Annotated in this window: 18 protein-coding genes; 11 read left to right on the top strand and 7 right to left on the bottom strand. The window is 66.3% G+C overall.

Going from position 1 to position 17,114, the window contains the following annotated elements; all coding sequences use genetic code 11:
- Window positions 1-2 precede the first annotated feature (2 nt).
- The 10 genes from C8C93_RS17475 (at window position 3) to C8C93_RS17430 (ending at window position 8,564) form a co-directional block, all read left to right on the top strand.
- Window positions 3-1,106 (top strand): carbon-phosphorus lyase complex subunit PhnI, encoded by a 1,104-nt coding sequence (locus C8C93_RS17475; protein ID WP_121507737.1) that lies wholly within the window; start codon window positions 3-5, stop codon window positions 1,104-1,106.
- Window positions 1,103-2,023, top strand: a complete 921-nt coding sequence (locus C8C93_RS17470) for an alpha-D-ribose 1-methylphosphonate 5-phosphate C-P-lyase PhnJ (RefSeq protein ID WP_121507736.1) — start codon at window positions 1,103-1,105, stop codon at window positions 2,021-2,023. The genes C8C93_RS17475 and C8C93_RS17470 overlap by 4 nt, the downstream gene beginning before the upstream one ends.
- The gene (locus C8C93_RS17465) at window positions 2,020-2,481 is read left to right on the top strand and encodes a GNAT family N-acetyltransferase (RefSeq protein WP_121507735.1); all 462 of its coding nucleotides are present in this window, start codon (window positions 2,020-2,022) and stop codon (window positions 2,479-2,481) included. Before C8C93_RS17470 ends, C8C93_RS17465 begins: the two co-directional genes overlap by 4 nt.
- Window positions 2,478-3,266 (top strand): phosphonate C-P lyase system protein PhnK, encoded by a 789-nt coding sequence (gene phnK, locus C8C93_RS17460; protein WP_121507734.1) that lies wholly within the window; start codon window positions 2,478-2,480, stop codon window positions 3,264-3,266. Before C8C93_RS17465 ends, phnK begins: the two co-directional genes overlap by 4 nt.
- Window positions 3,263-3,997, top strand: coding sequence for a phosphonate C-P lyase system protein PhnL (phnL, locus tag C8C93_RS17455; RefSeq protein WP_121507733.1), 735 nt, complete (start codon window positions 3,263-3,265; stop codon window positions 3,995-3,997). Before phnK ends, phnL begins: the two co-directional genes overlap by 4 nt.
- Complete coding sequence (locus C8C93_RS17450; protein WP_121507732.1) at window positions 3,994-5,148, top strand: alpha-D-ribose 1-methylphosphonate 5-triphosphate diphosphatase; 1,155 nt, start codon at window positions 3,994-3,996, stop codon at window positions 5,146-5,148. Before phnL ends, C8C93_RS17450 begins: the two co-directional genes overlap by 4 nt.
- 111 nt (window positions 5,149-5,259) lie before the next feature.
- A complete protein-coding gene (gene phnC / locus C8C93_RS17445; protein ID WP_121507731.1) occupies window positions 5,260-6,120 on the top strand; it encodes a phosphonate ABC transporter ATP-binding protein in 861 nt (286 codons plus the stop codon).
- A 46-nt stretch (window positions 6,121-6,166) separates the two neighbouring features.
- A complete protein-coding gene (phnD, locus tag C8C93_RS17440; RefSeq protein WP_121507730.1) occupies window positions 6,167-7,114 on the top strand; it encodes a phosphonate ABC transporter substrate-binding protein in 948 nt (315 codons plus the stop codon).
- Window positions 7,115-7,148: 34 nt separating this feature from the next.
- Complete coding sequence (gene phnE, locus C8C93_RS17435) at window positions 7,149-7,967, top strand: phosphonate ABC transporter, permease protein PhnE (protein WP_121507729.1); 819 nt, start codon at window positions 7,149-7,151, stop codon at window positions 7,965-7,967.
- Between the two features lie 93 nt (window positions 7,968-8,060).
- Window positions 8,061-8,564, top strand: coding sequence for an HD domain-containing protein (locus tag C8C93_RS17430; protein WP_233559600.1), 504 nt, complete (start codon window positions 8,061-8,063; stop codon window positions 8,562-8,564).
- A 36-nt stretch (window positions 8,565-8,600) separates the two neighbouring features.
- Here C8C93_RS17430 and C8C93_RS17425 read toward each other — a convergent pair whose 3' ends face one another.
- Window positions 8,601-9,062 (bottom strand): Lrp/AsnC family transcriptional regulator, encoded by a 462-nt coding sequence (locus C8C93_RS17425; protein WP_056059735.1) that lies wholly within the window; start codon window positions 9,060-9,062, stop codon window positions 8,601-8,603.
- 97 nt (window positions 9,063-9,159) lie between these two features.
- Between C8C93_RS17425 and C8C93_RS17420 the strand changes: the two genes are divergently transcribed.
- Window positions 9,160-10,128, top strand: coding sequence for an EamA family transporter (locus C8C93_RS17420; protein ID WP_121507728.1), 969 nt, complete (start codon window positions 9,160-9,162; stop codon window positions 10,126-10,128).
- Here C8C93_RS17420 and C8C93_RS17415 read toward each other — a convergent pair.
- Genes C8C93_RS17415 through C8C93_RS17390 form a run of 6 tightly spaced genes read right to left on the bottom strand, consistent with a single transcriptional unit; the run spans window position 10,073 to window position 17,052 of the window.
- A complete protein-coding gene (locus C8C93_RS17415) occupies window positions 10,073-10,471 on the bottom strand; it encodes a RidA family protein (RefSeq protein ID WP_015012337.1) in 399 nt (132 codons plus the stop codon). The two genes, C8C93_RS17420 and C8C93_RS17415, sit on opposite strands and share 56 nt — an antisense overlap.
- 2 nt (window positions 10,472-10,473) lie before the next feature.
- Complete coding sequence (locus tag C8C93_RS17410; protein ID WP_121507727.1) at window positions 10,474-12,141, bottom strand: AMP-binding protein; 1,668 nt, start codon at window positions 12,139-12,141, stop codon at window positions 10,474-10,476.
- A gap of 4 nt (window positions 12,142-12,145) precedes the next feature.
- On the bottom strand, window positions 12,146-13,342 hold the full coding sequence (locus C8C93_RS17405; protein ID WP_121507726.1) for an acyl-CoA dehydrogenase family protein: 1,197 nt from the start codon (window positions 13,340-13,342) through the stop codon (window positions 12,146-12,148).
- 4 nt (window positions 13,343-13,346) lie between these two features.
- Complete coding sequence (locus tag C8C93_RS17400) at window positions 13,347-14,201, bottom strand: enoyl-CoA hydratase family protein (RefSeq protein ID WP_121507725.1); 855 nt, start codon at window positions 14,199-14,201, stop codon at window positions 13,347-13,349.
- Complete coding sequence (locus C8C93_RS17395; protein ID WP_121507724.1) at window positions 14,198-14,689, bottom strand: MarR family winged helix-turn-helix transcriptional regulator; 492 nt, start codon at window positions 14,687-14,689, stop codon at window positions 14,198-14,200. The genes C8C93_RS17400 and C8C93_RS17395 overlap by 4 nt, the downstream gene beginning before the upstream one ends.
- 2 nt (window positions 14,690-14,691) lie before the next feature.
- Window positions 14,692-17,052 (bottom strand): bifunctional salicylyl-CoA 5-hydroxylase/oxidoreductase, encoded by a 2,361-nt coding sequence (locus tag C8C93_RS17390; RefSeq protein WP_121507723.1) that lies wholly within the window; start codon window positions 17,050-17,052, stop codon window positions 14,692-14,694.
- Window positions 17,053-17,114 lie beyond the last annotated feature (62 nt).

Raw genomic sequence — 17,114 nt, 5'->3', positions numbered from 1 at the left:
GCATGTACGTAGCCGTCAAGGGCGGAGAAGCCGCCATTCTCAACAGCTACCAGTTGCTGGCGCGCCAGCGCCGGGGCGATGCCGCGCAGCCCGAACTCTCGGTGGCGCAGATTCGTCAGCAGCTCAAGCTGGCCGTGGACCGGGTGATGACCGAGGGCTCGGTGTACGACCCCGAACTCGCGGCCCTCGCCATCAAGCAGGCGGCGGGCGACCTGGTGGAAGCCATCTTCTTGCTGCGCGCCTACCGTGCCACGCTGCCGCGCCTGGGTACCACCTGCCCGCTGGACACCAGCCGCATGGCACTGGACCGGCGCATCTCCGCCACCTTCAAGGACCTGCCGGGTGGCCAGGTGCTGGGCCCCACCTACGACTACACGCAGCGCCTGCTGGACTTCAAGCTGCTGGCCGAAGGCCCGGTGGCGCCGCCTGCCGCTGCGGCAGCTGCGGTGCCACCCGGCCCCACGCCGCGCGTAGTGGACCTGCTCAACCAGAAAGGCTTGATCGAAACCCGCCCCGTGCCCCCGGGCGACCCCGCGCCCACAGACCTGACCCGCGAGCCACTGCGCTTCCCCGCCAACCGCGCCACACGCCTGCAAAACCTGGCGCGCGGCGATGAGGGCTTCCTGCTCGCCATAGCGTATTCCACACAGCGCGGCTACTCGCACTCACACCCGTTTGTGGGTGAGGTGCGCCTGGGCACGGTGGCGGTGGAGATCGAACCCGAAGAGCTGGGCTTTGCCATCGACATCGGTGATATCGAGATCACCGAGTGCGAGATGGTGAACCAGTTTGCAGGCAGCAAGAGCCAGCCCCCGCAGTTCACGCGCGGCTATGGCCTGGCGTTTGGCCACAGCGAGCGCAAGGCCATGGCCATGAGCCTGGTGGACCGCGCCCTGCGCGCGGATGAGCTGGGCGAGCCGGTGGAGTCGCCCGCACAGATGCAGGAGTTCGTGCTGGGCCACAGCGACAGCCTCGAAGCCTCGGGCTTTGTGCAGCACCTGAAGCTGCCGCACTACGTGGACTTTCAGTCCGAGCTGGAGCTGGTGCGCAAGATGCGCGCCGCTGCCGCCCACCCCACCACCCCCGCCGAGAAGGATGCCGCATGAACGCACCCCTGGAACCCGCCGTGATGGGCCTGCCCGCCGACGCCGCACCGGTGGACGGCCACTTCAACTTTGCCTACCTGGACGAGCGCACCAAGCGCATGATCCGCCGCGCCATCCTCAAGGCCGTGGCCGTCCCCGGCTACCAGGTGCCGTTTGGCTCGCGCGAGATGCCGCTGCCCTATGGCTGGGGCACAGGCGGCATCCAGGTCACCGCGTCCATCATCGGCCCGCAGGACTGCCTCAAAGTCATCGACCAGGGATCGGACGACACGGTCAACGCGGTCAACATCCGCCGCTTCTTCGAGCGCACCACATCAGTGGCCACCACCACCCGCACGCGCGAGGCCACGCTGATCCAGACGCGCCACCGTATCCCCGAGACGCCGCTGGCCGAAGGCCAGGTCATCGTCTACCAGGTGCCGGTGCCCGAGCCCATGCAACGCCTGGAACCGTGCGAGACGGAGACACGCACCCTGCACGGCCTGGCCGAGTACGGGCTCATGCACGTCAAGCTCTACGAAGACATCGCACGCTACGGCCACATCGCCACCACCTACGACTACCCCGTGCTGGTCAACGGCCGCTATGTGATGGCGCCGTCGCCCATCCCCAAGTTCGACAACCCCAAGATGCACATGAACCCCGCGCTGCAGCTGTTTGGCGCGGGCCGCGAAAAGCGCATCTACGCCGTGCCGCCCTATACACCGGTGGAGAGCCTGGGTTTTGAGGACCACCCGTTCGAGGTGCAGCGCTGGGATGCTGCCTGTGCGCTGTGTGGCGCCACCGACAGCTTTCTGGACGAGGTCATCACCGACGACCAGGGCGGGCGCATGCATGTCTGTTCCGATTCGGACTACTGCCAGGAGCGCCAGGCGCAGCAGGCCGAAACGGCGCAGGTGGAAGGCGGCGCCGCATGAGCACCATGCACATCCGCGAAGCCCTGCAGTCCGACCTGGAGAGCGTGCTGGCGCTGTATGCCGCGATTGAAGACAGCGCGGCCGACGTGCTGACCCTGGAAGAAGCCCAGGCCGTGTGGGCCCAGTTTGCCCGCTACCCCAGCTACCGCCTGTGGGTGGCCTGTGACCCCGCGCAGCACGGCGCCGTGGTGGGCACTTATGCGCTGCTCGTCATGCACAACCTGGCGCACCGGGGCACCCCCTCGGCCATCGTCGAAGACGTGGTGGTGGCGCAGGACCAGCAGGGCCGTGGCATTGGCCGCCAGATGATGGCCCATGCGATGCAGCAGGCGCGCGATGCCGGCTGCTACAAGCTCGCGCTCTCGTCCAACGCCCGCCGCAAGGGCGCGCATGCCTTCTATGAATCCCTGGGCTTTGCACAGCATGGCCTGAGCTTTGTGATCGAGAGTCTCACATGAACACCCCCGAAAATGCGGCGCCGCTGCTGAGCGTGCGCAACGTCAGCAAACGCTATGGCGACCGTGTGGCGCTGCAAGACGCCTCCTTTGACCTGTGGCCGGGCGAAGTGCTCGCCGTGGTGGGCGAGTCGGGCTCTGGCAAGTCCACGCTGCTCAACGCCATTGCAGCACGCAGCGCCCCGGACGAAGGCACGGTGCAGTTCCGCCAGCGCAGCGGCGAGCTGCAGGACATCTATGCCATGACCGAAGCGCAGCAGCGTCTGCTGGCCCGCACTGACTGGGGCTTTGTGCACCAGAACGCGGCGGATGGCCTGCGCATGGATGTGTCCGCCGGTGCCAACGTGGGCGAGCGCCTGATGGGCCTGGGCGAGCGCCACTACGGAAAGCTGCGCGCCACGGCCACCGAATGGCTGCAGCGTGTGGAGATCGACGCGGCGCGCATCGACGATGCACCGCGCACGTTTTCGGGCGGCATGCGCCAGCGCCTGCAGATTGCGCGCAACCTCGTCACCCAGCCCCGCCTGGTGTTCATGGACGAACCCACGTCGGGCCTCGATGTATCGGTGCAGGCGCGCCTGCTGGACCTGCTGCGCCAGCTCACGCGGCAGATGCAGTTGGCGGCCATTGTGGTCACGCACGACCTGGCCGTGGCACGCCTGCTGGCCCACCGCATGGTGGTCATGCAACGCGGCCGCGTGGTGGAGGCGGGCCTGACCGACCAGGTGCTCGACGACCCGCAACACCCTTACACCCAGCTCCTCGTTTCTTCGGTACTGCAGCCATGAACCAGCCCCCTTCCATCGCGCCCATTCTCCAGATGCAAGGGGTGGCCAAGCGCTTCACCCTGCACCACCAGAACGGCATCGAACTGCCCGTGCTCGCCCAGGTGGACCTGGCCGTGCAGCCCGGTGAATGTGTGGTGCTGGACGGCCCCTCGGGCATGGGCAAGAGCACGCTGCTCAAGATGATCTACGCCAACTACCGGGTCAATGCAGGGAGCATCACCGTGCGCTCGGCCGATGGCGCCGTGGTGGATGTGACGCAGGCCACGCCGCGTGCGCTGGTGCAGCTGCGGCGCGACACCGTGGGCTATGTGAGCCAGTTCCTGCGGGTCATCCCACGGGTGTCGGCCCTGGATGTGGTGGCCGAGCCACTGGCCGAAGACGCGGGCGGCGACCCGGCGGGCATCGAGGCCGCCCGCGAGGCAGCCCGCCAGTGGCTGACGCGCCTGCGCATCCCTGAGCGGCTGTGGCACCTGCCGCCCGCCACGTTCTCCGGTGGCGAGCAGCAGCGCATCAACATCGCCCGCAACATGATCAAGCCCAAGCCGCTGTTGCTGCTGGACGAGCCGACTGCATCGCTCGACGCGGCCAACACAGAGACCGTGATTGCCATGATCCGCGAGGCCGTGGCGCGCGGCGCGGCCCTGGTGGGCATCTTTCACGACTCCCAGGTGGGTGCCGCTGTGGCCACGCGCCGCGTGAATGTGGGTGACTTCCGGGGGGTATCGGCATGACCGCGACCGTGTTCAAGAACGCCCGCATGGTGCTGCCGGGCGAAGTGGTGTTGGGCAGCCTGCAGGTGGATGCTGGGCGCTTCGCGTCGGTGGACGGCGGTGGCACATCGGCGTTGCAGGGCATTGACCTGGGCGGCGACTACCTGCTGCCTGGCCTGGTGGAAATTCACACCGACAACTTCGAGCGCCACCTGATGCCGCGCCCCAAGGTGCAATGGGCCGAGATGCCCGCACTGCTGGCGCACGACGCCGAGATTGCGGCCGCAGGCATCACGACAGTGCTCGACGCGCTGGGCGTGGGCGAGGCCGACGTGGACAGCCTGCGCGGCAGCGCCTGGAACCGCGTGCTCGACACCATCGACACCTGCACCGAACGCAACCTGCTGCGGGCCGACCACCACCTGCATGTGCGCTGCGAGCTGCCTGCGCCCAACACCATCGACCTGTTCGAGCCCTTCCACGGGCACCCGCGCCTGTCGTTGATCTCGCTGATGGACCACACCCCGGGCCAGCGCCAGTGGGAGAACATCGAGCAGGCGCGCACCTACTACACCGGCAAGAAGGGCTGGAGCGCCGAGAAGTTCGAGCGCCAGGTGGCGCACGCGGCCACGCTGCAGGCGCAGTACGCCGAGCCACACCGTGCGTACTTTGTGGATTACTGCCGCACGCACGGCATCTCGCTGGCCAGCCACGACGACACCACGGTGGCCCATGTGGAGCAGGCCCATGCCGAAGGGGCCGCGATGTCGGAGTTCCCGACCACACTGGCCGCAGCCCAGGCCGCGCACGAACGTGGATTGCTCACCGTGATGGGCGGGCCCAACGTGGTGCGCGGTGGTTCGCACTCGGGCAATGTGGCGGCGGCCGATCTGGCGCGCCGGGGGCTCTTGGACATCCTCTCGTCCGACTACGTGCCCGGCAGCCTGCTGAGCGCGGTGATGCGGCTGGTGCAGGACGACATCCTGCCCCTGCCACAGGCTGTGGCCACCGTCACCTGCAACCCCGCCAAGGCCGCGGGCATGGCCGACCGGGGCGCGCTGGCGCCCGGCCTGCGCGCCGACCTGGTGCAGGTGCACATGGCCGAGCTGCCCGATGGCGGCCGCCAGGCCGTGGTGCGTGGGGTGTGGCGCGAAGGGCAGCGCGTCCTGTAGAGCGCGTGCAGGTCTTTCCTGACATCCAAACTTCTCCCAACTGTCAAAGCACTGTCACGCCCCACAACCACACTCCGGTTGTCTAGACGACTTAACCCCCAGGAGGCTGCCATGACTGCCGCACTGCACATCCACCAACTGAACAAGCACTTCGCCAACGGCAAACACGCCCTGCGCGACATCAACCTCACCGTGCAGCGCGGCGAGATGGTGGCGTTGATCGGTGCATCGGGCTCGGGCAAGTCCACCCTGCTGCGCCATGTGGCGGGCTTGGTGGTGGCCGATGCGTCCAGCGATTCGCTGATAGAGGTGGACGGCCGCTGCGTGCAGCAGGGCGGGCGCATCCACAGTGACATCCGCAAGGTGCGTTCGCAGGTGGGCTTTGTGTTCCAGCAGTTCAACCTGGTGGACCGCTTGCCGGTGTTGATGAACGTGCTGGTGGGCCTGCTGCACCGCACGCCCTGGTGGCGCGGCTGGCTGCGCATGTTCAAGCCGCAGGAGCGCGCACTGGCGCTGGAAGCGCTCCACCGCGTGGGCATTGCCGAATGCCATGCACAACGTGCTTCCACCCTGTCCGGCGGGCAGCAGCAGCGCGCGGCCATTGCCCGCACGCTGGTGCAGGGCGCCAAGGTGGTACTGGCCGACGAGCCCATCGCGTCGCTGGACCCGGAGTCCTCGCGCAAGGTCATGGACATCCTGGCCCGCATCAACCGCGAGGACCGCTGCACTGTCATCGTGTCGCTGCACCAGGTGGATGTGGCCACCAAATACTGCCCCCGCGTGGTAGCCCTGCACCATGGGCAGGTGGTGTACGACGGCCCTTCGGCGGCACTCACGCCCGCACTGCTGCGCAGCCTGTATGGCGTGCACGCCGACGAAATTCTGTCGGATGCAGCGGGTGCCCCCACAGCACCCGTACATGCCCCAACACCCGTCCCTCAGTGGGCGCCCGCCATGGTCCAGGCCGCCTGAACGGTCTTTTTGTTTCTTTTCAATTCCTTTCTCTGGAGTTTTCAACATGTTCAAGAAACTGTGTGCCGCCCTGACGATCGGGCTGGGTTTGACCACGGGCGCGTTGGCCCAGGACATCAACTTCGGCATGATCTCGACCGAGGCCTCGCAAAACCTCAAGGCCGACTGGCAGCCCCTGCTGGATGACATGGCCAAGCAGACCGGTCTGAAGATCAACGCCTTCTTTGCATCCGACTACGCAGGCCTCATCGAAGCCATGCGCTTCAACAAGATGCAGGTGGCTTGGCTGGGCAACAAGTCGGCCATGGAAGCCGTAGACCGCGCCAATGGCGAAGTCTTCGCGCAGATGGTGAACGCCGACGGCACGCAGGGCTACTACTCGCACCTCATCGTGCACAAGGACAGCCCCCTGGCCACCCTGGATGACGTGCTCAAGAACGGCAAGTCGCTGAGCTTTGGCAACGGCGACCCCAACTCCACCTCGGGCTTCCTGGTGCCCGGTTACTACGCCTTTGCACAGAACAAGATCGACGCGAAGACGCACTTCAAGATCACGCGCAGTGCCAACCACGAGACCAACGCGCTGGCCGTGGCCAACAAGCAGGTGGATGTGGCCACCAACAACAGCGAGAACCTGGAAAAGATCAAGGAGCGCCAGCCCGAAAAGTTCAAGGACATCAAGATTGTCTGGACTTCGCCGCTGATTGCCCTCGACCCGCTGGTGATGCGCAAAGACCTGCCAGAGCCACTGAAGGCCAAGATCAAGGACTTCTTCTACAACTATGCCAAGACCGATGCGCGTGAAAAGGAGATCGTCATGAAGATCTCCAAGCTCTCGGGCTTCAAGGCATCGAGCAATGCGCAGCTCACGCCAATCCGCCAGCTCGACCTGTTCGGCAAGCGCAACAAGATCGAAGGCGACGCCACGCTGGCCGACGCCGACAAGAAGACCCGCCTGGCCGAGATCGACCAGCAGCTGGCGTCGTTGAAGTAATCCGTAGGTTTCTTGTTGCGGCCCGGGTGTCTCCATGTCCTCTGCTTTGAATCCCTCGCTGGCCACGCTGGCCAACACCACGTCGCCCAAGCGCAGCCTGGCCTGGTACCTGTCGTGGGGCATCCTGCTGGTGTTGCTGGCTGCGTCCTGGAAGGGTGCCGACATGCGCCCGCTCGATCTGTGGAACGACTCGGGCAACATGGTCAGCTATGCGGCGGAGTTCTTTCCGCCCAATTTTGCGCAATGGCAGATCTATGTGCAGGAGATGCTGGTCACGCTGCAGATTGCGCTGTGGGGCACGGCGCTGGCGGTGGTCACCGCCGTGCCGCTGGCACTGCTGGCCTCGTCCAACATCGTGCCCTGGTGGGTGTACCAACCAGTGCGCCGCGTGCTGGACGCGTGCCGCGCCATCAACGAAATGGTGTTTGCCATGCTGTTTGTGGTGGCCGTGGGCCTGGGGCCGTTTGCCGGGGTGCTGGCGCTGTGGATCCACACCTCGGGCACCTTGGCCAAGCTGTTCTCCGAAGCCGTGGAGGCGATTGACCCACAGCCGGTGGAAGGCATCCGTTCCACCGGTGCGAGCGCACTGCACGAAATCATCTACGGCGTGATTCCGCAGGTCATGCCGCTGTGGATCTCGTACACGCTGTACCGCTTCGAGGCCAACGTGCGCTCGGCCTCGGTGGTGGGCATGGTGGTGGGCATGGTGGGCGCCGGAGGCATTGGGGTGGTGCTGTGGGAAATCATCCGGGGCTTCCAGTACGCCGAGACCTGCGCCGTGATGCTCATCATTGTGGTCACGGTGAGCGTGATCGACCTGGTGTCGGCCCGCATCCGCAAGGCATTGGTCTAGTAAGGAAAGACGATGGCATTGAGCCTTGAAGACATTGCCCACCTGCTCTCCACTCGGGGAGTGAACCAGTACGGCCGCGAGGCGGTCAGCTAGCTGGAGCATGCGCTGCAGTGTGCGCAGTGGGCCGAAAAATCGGGTGAAACCCCGGCCACTGTGGTGGCGGCCTTGCTGCACGACCTGGGCCACCTGCTGGCGCCCGGGGGCGACACGGCCGAGCAGGACGACCTGCACCAGTACATGGCCATCCCGTTCTTGCGGGGCCTGCTGCCCGACGCGGTGCTGGAGCCCATCCGCCTGCATGTGGATGCCAAGCGCTACCTGTGCACCATGGAGCCGGGGTACTGGGAGACGCTTTCGCCCGCATCGCAGCACAGCCTGGTGCTGCAGGGCGGGCCCTACACGCCCAAAGAGGCGATGCAGTTTGCGGCCCAGCCCTTTGCGCAGGAGGCCATCCGCCTGCGCCGCTATGACGACCATGCCAAGGTGCCGGGGTTGGTCACGCCCCCGCTGGGCTACTACATGGCGCTGGTGCAGCGGCTGGCGCCAGTTCCAGCGGCGGTTGCCGCTGCGGCTGAACTCGCCCCGGTGGCTGCGTAAAAAGCCGCGCGACCAAGCCGAGGCCGCCCCTACGCATCAACCTCCCTTGTCGCCATTCACCCAGCCCAGGTCCAGCGGCCGGTCTTCAAACTCGGTATTTAGGACCACGGTGCTCGTGGTGCGCGCCACGCCGGGAATCGCCTTGATCTGGTAGAGCACGTCCTCCAGCCCGCGCGCGTGCGTGGTGCGGATCTTGGCCAGGAAGTCGTGCTCGCCAGCCACGCTGTGCAACTCCTCCACCTGGGGGATACCGCGCAGGCGCGGCGCAATGTCGCGGCAGTGCGCGCCGCCATCGTTGCGGATCGCCACAAACGCGGTGAAGTTCAGCCCCACGCGTTCCGGGTCCACGCTGATCGAAAACCGGCGAATCACGCCCTTGTCCAGCAGCTTCTTCACGCGCTCGTGCACTGCGGCGGTGGACAGTCCCACTTCGGCCCCCACATCGGCATAGGAACGTCGGCCATCGGCGCCTAGCGCCGAAATAATTCTGGCGTCCATGTCATCTGTCTGAATATTTGCTTGCATAGCCGCTCGATTTTGGTAAAAATTCCGAAAACCTTGCGGTTTCCATAAATTATTCGGTCAGGTGAAGAATATGCCGGCAATTTTCAATGCGCAAGCCCGCGCACAGCGCAAAGGGGCGGTGGCCATGGCACTGCTGTTGGTCTACATCGTCTGGGGCACTACCTATTTCGCCATTGGTATTGCGCTGCAGAGCATGCCGCCGCTGCTGATGAATGCGATCCGCTTTCTGTGTGCAGGCGGGGTGATGCTGCTGATTGCGCTGTGGCAAGGCCATGCATTGCCCACGTGGGTGCAATGGCGCAATTCGGCGGTGGTGGGCGGCTGCATGGTGTTTCTGGCCATGAACCTGATGGGTTTTGCGCAAAAGCTGGGCATTGGCTCGGGCCTGATGGCCACGGTGGTCACCACCATGCCGATGTGGCTGGCGCTGTGGTCGCGCTGGGGCGGCGAGCGCGTGCCGTTCACCAGCTGGATCGGTCTGGCCCTGGGCGTGGTGGGCGCACTGCTGCTGGCGCTGGAGGGCGATTTCTCGGCCACCTGGCTCGGTGCGCTGCTGGCCTTTGGTGCGCCGCTGTGCTGGAGCATGGGCTCGTATGCATCGCGCAAGCTGTCGCTACCTGCGCCCGCCATGGCATCGGCCGCGCAGTGGTTTGCGGGGGGCGCCATGGGGCTGCTCGTGGCGTTGTGGTTTGAGCCGTTGAGCGCCCTGGGCCAGGTCACTGCCAAGTCGTGGGCGGCGTGGGTCTATCTGCTGGTGTTTGGGACCTTGGTGGCGCTCAATGCATATCTATGGCTGCTGCAGAACACGTCGGCCGCGCTGGCGGGCAGCTATTCGTTCGTGAACCCTGCGGTGGCTTTGCTGGTGGGCGTGGCGCTGGGGGGCGAGCTGCTCACGGGCTGGGTGTTTGCCGCGCTGCCGTTGATTGGGGCGGCGCTGGCCTTCATCCTCTACGGGCAAGCGCTGCAACGGCAACTGGAAAAGCTCAGTCCGGGATTACGGCGGTTGCTTCAATCTCGATCTTCGCGCGCTCTTCCATGAGCCCCGCCACCTGCACGCAGGCCATGGCCGGAAAGTTCTTGCCCAGCACCTCGCGGTAGACCGCGCCCAGCTCCTTCAAGCGGCTGTTGTATTCGTTGCGGTCGGTCACGTACCAGGTCAGCCGCACCAGGTGCTCGGGGCCTGCGCCGCCAGCCTCCAGCACCGCCCGCACGTTCAGCAGCGTCTGCTTGGTCTGGGCGATGAAGTCGTCGCTCTCAAACTGCTGCTGCGCATTCCAGCCGATCTGGCCGCCGGTAAAGACCATGGTGCCGCGCGCGGCCACGCCGTTGGCGTAGCCCTTGGGGGTGACCCAGCCTTCGGGCTGCAAAAGGGTGTTTTTCATCGTCATGTTGTTTTTGTGGAATTGGGCGTAGCGGCGGAGGGTGATGCAGCCGTACCCTGGCGCAGCTTGAAGCGCTGCAGCTTGCCAGTTTCGGTGCGGGGCAAGGCCGCGACGAACTCCACCAGGCGCGGGTATTTGAACGGAGCAATGGTGGCTTTCACATGGTCCTGCAGCGTCTTGACCATGGCGGCGTCGCCCGTGTGCCCGGGCTTCAGGACGCAGATGGCCTTGACCACCATGCCGCGCTCCTCATCGGGCACGCCGATCACGCCGCACTCGGCCACGGCGGGGTGGCGCAACAGGGCGTCTTCGACCTCGGGGCCACCCACGTTGTAGCCCGCGGTGATGATCATGTCGTCATCGCGCGCCTGGTAGAAGAAGTAGCCGTCGGCGTCTTGCGTGAAGGCGTCGCCCGGGTAGTTCCAGCCATCCTTTACATACTTGGCCTGGCGCGGGTCGTCGAGGTACTTGCAGCCCGTGGGGCCAATCACCGCGAGCTTGCCCACGGTGCCGCGCGGCAGCTCATTGCCATCATCGTCCACCACCTTGGCGGTATAGCCGGGCACCACCTTGCCGATGGCGCCGCGCCGGCTCTCACCGCCGGGCGAGGAAATGAAGATGTGGAACATTTCGGTGGCGCCAATGCCGTCCGTCATGTCCAGGCCGGTCGCCTCCTTCCACAGCTGGCGCGTGGCGTCCGGCAGGCCCTCGCCCGCGCTCACGCTGGTACGCAGCTGGGGCAGGCCGATCTGCTTGGCGAACGGCGCCATCTGCCGGTAGAAGGTGGGCGCGGTGTAGCAGATGGTCACGCCCGCATCGCGCATCAGCCGCACCATGGTTTCGGGCGTGTAGGGCTGGTCGGGGAAGTACACGCTGGCGCCGGCCCACATCGGAAACACCAGCAAGCCGCCCAGGCCAAAGGTGAACGCCAGCGGCGGCGAGCCCGCCACGATGTCATTGGGCGTGGCCTTGAGTACATGGCGCGGCCAGGCCTCGCAGCCTGCCAGCACATCGCGGTGTGTGTGCACGGCGGCCTTGGGTGCGCCCGTGGTGCCCGAGGTGAACGCCATCAGCGCGATGTCGTCCGCCGACGTGGGGCAGGGCGGCGTGGTGCCAGGCTTGCCCTGCGCGCGCTGCAGCAGGTCGGCTGCATCGGGTGCGGTGTGGAAGGGCACGATGGTGGCGAGCACGGGGTGCTGTGTCTGTGCCGCTTGCAGTTCGGCCAGCAGGCGGCCGTCGCACAACGCCAGCGTGGGCTGGGCGCGGTCGATGATGCTGCCCAGTTCCACCGCGCGCAGCAGCGGCATGGTGGCTACCGCCACCAGCCCCGCGTAGACGGTACCCAGCCAGGCCAGCGCCATCTCCACCGTGTTGCCGCCGCGCAGCAGCACGCGGTTGCCGGGCACCAGGCCGTGGTCCTGCGTCAGCACCTCGGCAATGCGCGCGGCCTCGGTGCGGGCGTCGCGGTAGGTGTACGTGCGGTGCGGGCCGCGCAACAGGGGGCGGTCGATGTGGCCAGCGCGCTCGGCCTGGTCGAACAGCGCCTGCACCAGGTTGGCCTGGTTGGCGATCTGCAGCTCGGGCAGGTCGTAGCGCAGTGTGGGCCAGGCCTCGGGCGGCGGCAGCCGGTCGTGCACGAAGTGGTCGGGCTGGGCGGAGGGGGCTTTCATGCGATTACTCCTGCAGAACGGCCTTGCCGATGATCAGTTGCTGCACCTCGGTCGCGCCTTCGTAGATGCGCAGCGAGCGGATGTCGCGGTACAGCGATTCGACCTTGCTACCCACCTCCACACCGCGCCCGCCGTGCAACTGCAGCGCCATGTCGATCACGCGCTGGGCGTTTTCGGTGGCGGTCATCTTGGCCATGGCTGCTTCTGCGGTGACGCGCGCCTGGCCGGTGTCACGCAGCCAGGCCGCGCGGTAGGTGAGCAGCGCGGCACTGTCCACCAGTGCAGCCATCTCGCCGATCTTGGCCTGCGTGAGCTGGAAGTCTGCGAGCGTCTGGCCGAACATGCGGCGCTGGCGGGCGTGGTGCACCGCCTCGGCCAGCGCGCGGCGCGCCATGCCCAAGGCGGCGGCGGCCACCGATGCGCGGAAGATGTCCAGCGTGCGCATGGCCAGCTTGAAGCCGCCGTTTTCTTCGCCCAGCAGCGCTGTGGCGGGCACGTTGCAGTCGCTGAACTGCAGCGTGGCCAGCGGGTGCGGCGCCATCACATGGATATGGCGCGAGGTGTCCAGCCCTGGCGCGTTCGCATCGACGATGAAGGCGCTGATGCCGCGCGTGCCGCCGCTGGGGTTGGTCTTGGCGAACACACAGTAGAAGTCGGCAATGCCGCCGTTGCTGATCCAGGTTTTGGTGCCGTTCAAGCAAAAAGTGCCTGTAGCGCTAGTGGAATCTGTGCTGGTAGCTATGGTTTGCATAGCGCCTACATCGGAGCCCGCCTCGGGCTCGCTGAGCGCAAACGCCGCAATCAGCTCGCCGCGCGCCACACCTTGCAGGTAGTGCGCCTGCTGAGCGGGGCTGCCCGCCAGGGTGATCGCACCGCTGCCCAGGCCCTGCATCGCAAACGCAAAGTCCGCCAGCGGCGAGTGGTAGGCCAGGGTCTCGCGCAGCAGCACCAGCGCGCGCGAGTCCAGTGCGGGCAGTGCGCCGCCGTGCGCTGCGGGCACGCAGTAGCGCAGCCAGCCGCCCAAGCCCAGGCGTTTCACCCAGTCGCGGCAGGCGGCGCGGTCGTCGGTTTCATCGACCTCTTGCGCGGCCGCCCAGGGCACCAGGCCCTCGGCCAGCGTGCGGTGGGCGTCGTCAAAGAAGGGCAGAGCCAGGTGCGCCGTGGAGGGCGGGCAAGGGGCGGGGGGCGTGGCGACATGCATGGGTTCAATCCCCCTGGAACACGGGCTTTTGCTTGGCAGCAAAGGCTTCGTAGGCGCGGCGGAAGTCTTCGGTCTGCATGCAGATGGCCTGGGCCTGTGCCTCGGCCTCGATGGCCTGTTCGATGGTCATGCTCCACTCCTGGCTCAGCATGGTTTTGGTCATGCCGTGGGCAAAGGTGGGGCCGTCGGCCAGTGCGCGCGCTGTGGCCTGCACGTTGGCCAGCAGGTCGGCGCTTTCATACAGGTCGTTGAAGAAGCCCCAGGCCAGGCCTTCGTGCGCGGTCATCGCGCGACCGGTGAACAGCAGCTCGCTGGCGCGGCCCTGGCCGATCATGCGGGGCAGCAGCGCGCAGGCGCCCATGTCGGCCCCGGCCAGGCCCACGCGGGTGAACAAGAAGGCGGTCTTGGTGGCCTGGGTGCCGTAGCGCATGTCGCAGGCCAGCGCCATCATCGCGCCCGCACCGGCGCAAATGCCGTCGATGGCGCCCAGCACGGGCTGTGGGCAGGCGCGCATGGCCTTGACCAAATCACCGGTCATGCGTGTGAACTCCAGCAGCTCGGGCATGGTCATGGTGGTCAGCGGGCCGATGATCTCGTGCACATCACCACCCGAGCAAAAGTTGCCGCCCGCGCCGGTGACGACGATGGCCTTCACATCGGTGGCAAAGCGCAGCGCATAGAAGAAGTCGCGCAACTCGGCGTAGCTCTGGAAGGTCAGTGGGTTCTTGCGGTCCGGGCGGTTGAGCGTGACGGTGCCCACACCATCGGCAAAGGTCCAGGCAAAGTGCTCGGCCACATAGCTGGCTTGCGGGTTGAACTGCTCGCGCATGGGGTTGCTCGCCCCGATGAAGTGTTTCATTCGGCTGTCTCCAAAGAATTGTTTTGTGTGTGTTCTTTCACCTTGCCCAGCAGGCGGTACAAGGTGCTGATGTCGCGCTCGCCCAGCGAGGCGAAGGCTTCGACGATCCATTGCTCGTGCTGGCGCGCCATGGTGTTGAACTGCTCGCGGCCTTGCGGCGTGAGGCGCACGAGGTACGCGCGGCGGTCGCCTTCCACGTCCATGCGCTCCACCAGCCCCTCGGCCACGAGCTGGTCGGTGATGCCGGTGATGTTGCCGCTCGTCACCATCATGCGGCGCGAGAGTTCCTTCATCTTCATGCCGTCCGGCGCGCGCTCCAGCTGGGCCATCAGGTCAAAGCGTGGCAGCGTGGTGTCGAACTGCGCGCGCAGGTGGCTGCGCACCTGTTTTTCGATGAGCTGGGTGCAGGTGAGCAGGCGCAGCCACAGGCGCAGGGCTTCGGGGTGCTCGCTGGGGGCAGCGCCGTGCAGGCGGGCTTCGAGGTCCATGGCTAGCCTTCTTCCTCGGATGCTCTGTTTTTGGTAGCTGCTTGCGTTTGATTGGCCTGCGCAAGGAGCTGTTTTTGCTTGGATATCTCGCGCAGCATCTGGTCGCGGCCGCTGGTGTACTGCACCGGCCAGTCGGTGTGCGCTGCGGCCACGGGGCTCAGCTGCGCGGCGGCGTGCAGCGTCCAGGCCGGGTCGGCCAGGTGGGGGCGTGCAATGGCGCACAGGTCGGCGCGGCCGGCGGCGATGATGCTGTTGGCGTGGTCGGCCTCGGTGATCGCGCCCACGGCCATTGTGGCAATGCCCACCTCGTTGCGGATGCGGTCGGCAAACGGCGTTTGGTACATGCGGCCATACACCGGACGCGAGTCGCGTGTGGTCTGGCCGGAGGACACGTCGATCAGGTCTGCGCCTGCCGCCTTGAACAAGCGCGCAATGGCGATGGCGTCGTCGGCAGTATTTCCGTCGGGGAGCCAGTCGTGGGCCGAGATACGCACGGAGAGCGGCTTGTCGGCCGGCCACACGGCGCGCAGCGCGGTCAGCACCTCCAGCGGGTAGCGGCAGCGGTTCTCCAGGCTGCCGCCGTATGCATCGGTACGCTGGTTGGTGGCGGGGCTCAAAAAGCTGGCCAGCAGGTAGCCGTGTGCGCAGTGCAGCTCCAGCCAGTCAAAGCCGCAGGCCACGGCGCGGCGGGCGCTGTCCACAAACGCGGCGGTCACGCGGTCCATGTCGGCGCGGGTCATGGCGGCAGGTGTCTGGTTCTGCGCGCCATAGGCGATGGGGCTGGCGGCCAGCAGGGGCCAGTTGCCCGCCTCCAGCGGTTCGTCCGTGCCTTCCCAGCCCACGCGGGTCGAGCCCTTGGGGCCGCTGTGGCCCAACTGCAGGCCGATCTTGGCCGTGCTGCTGCCGTGCACAAAGTTGACGACGCGCGCAAAGGCGGCTTGCTGTGCGTCGTTCCACAGGCCGGGGCAGGCGGGGGTGATGCGGCCCTCGGGCGTGGGGCTGGTCATCTCAACCATCACCAGCGCTGCGCCGCCCAGGGCCCTAGCGCCCAGGTGCACCAGGTGGAAGTCCTGCGGCACGCCCTCGACCGCGCTGTAGGTGGCCATGGGCGAGACGACGATGCGGTTCTTGAGCGTGAGGCCTTTGAGCGTGAAGGGCGTGAGCATGGGCGGAATCGCGGCCTTGCCACCCGCGAGCCAGGCCTCATAACCCTCCAGCCACGCGGCATCGCGCAGCCGCAGGTTCTCGTGGCTGATGCGCTGGCTGCGCGTGAGCAGCGAGTACGTGAACTGCTCCACGGGCATGCCGGCGTAGCGCGCCACGTTCTCAAACCACTCGGTGCTGTTGCGCGCGGCGTTCTGGATCTTGAGCACCTCCACGCTGCGGCGCGCTTCATAGTGCTGCAGCACCTCGTCAATCGGCAAGCCCGTGGCGAATTCGTTGGCCAGGTCAATGGCGTCTTCGAGCGCGAGCTTGGTGCCGCTGCCAATCGAGAAATGTGCGGTGTGCGCCGCGTCACCCATCAGCACGATGGGTACCTGCTTCCCGCCGATGGTCTCGCGGTGCACCCAGGTGTTGCAGATCACGCGCGGGAAGCGGATCCAGTTGGCCGAGCCGCGCAGGTGCGTGGCGTTGCTGATGAGCGCGTTGCCGTCCAGGTATTTGGCAAACAGCTTTTCGCAGAATGCAATGGCCTCGGGCTGCTCCATCTGGTCGAGACCGTGCGCCTTCCACACCGCTTCGGGGGTCTCGATGATGAAGGTGGAGGTGTCGGCATCGAACTGGTAGGCATGCGCCTGGAACCAGCCGTGCTCAGTTTGCTCGAAAGCAAACGTAAAAGCATCCAGCTTTTTGTGCGTACCCAGCCAGACAAAACGGCACTCGCGCAGGTCGATATCGGGCTGGTAGGTGGTGGCGTAGCGGGTACGGATGCGGCTGTTGAGGCCATCGCTGGCGATCACCAGGTCGGCGTTGTACTGCGCAGCCAGCGCCTGGTCGTCGGTCACGTCGGTCTCGAACACCAGCTCCACGCCCACCGCCAGGCACCGGTCCTGCAGGATGTTGAGCAGGCGCTTGCGGCCAATGCCGCAGAAGCCGTGGCCTGTGGAGCGCACGCTGCGCCCCTTGAAGAACACCTCGATATCGTCCCAGTGGTTGAACGCGTCGCCGATCAGGGCTGCCGTGGGCGCGTCGGCCGCCTGCAGGTTGGCCAGCGTCTGGTCCGACAGCACCACCCCCCATCCGAAGGTGTCGAACGGCCGGTTGCGTTCGACCACCGTGACGCGGTGCGCGGGGTTTTGCTGCTTCATGAGCAGGGCGAAGTAGAGACCGGCGGGCCCACCGCCAATGCAGAGGATGTTCATGCCAAAATAGTTTAGGCTTAAACAAAATGCTGTCAATGGGGCCTTCCCGGCGAAACCCCTGA

The organism is Acidovorax sp. 93 (genome assembly GCF_003633835.1).
Taxonomy (GTDB): Bacteria; Pseudomonadota; Gammaproteobacteria; order Burkholderiales; family Burkholderiaceae_C; genus Acidovorax; species Acidovorax facilis.
Note: the sequence above shows the minus strand (reverse complement) of the source record. Positions and strands in the feature narration are given on the sequence as shown.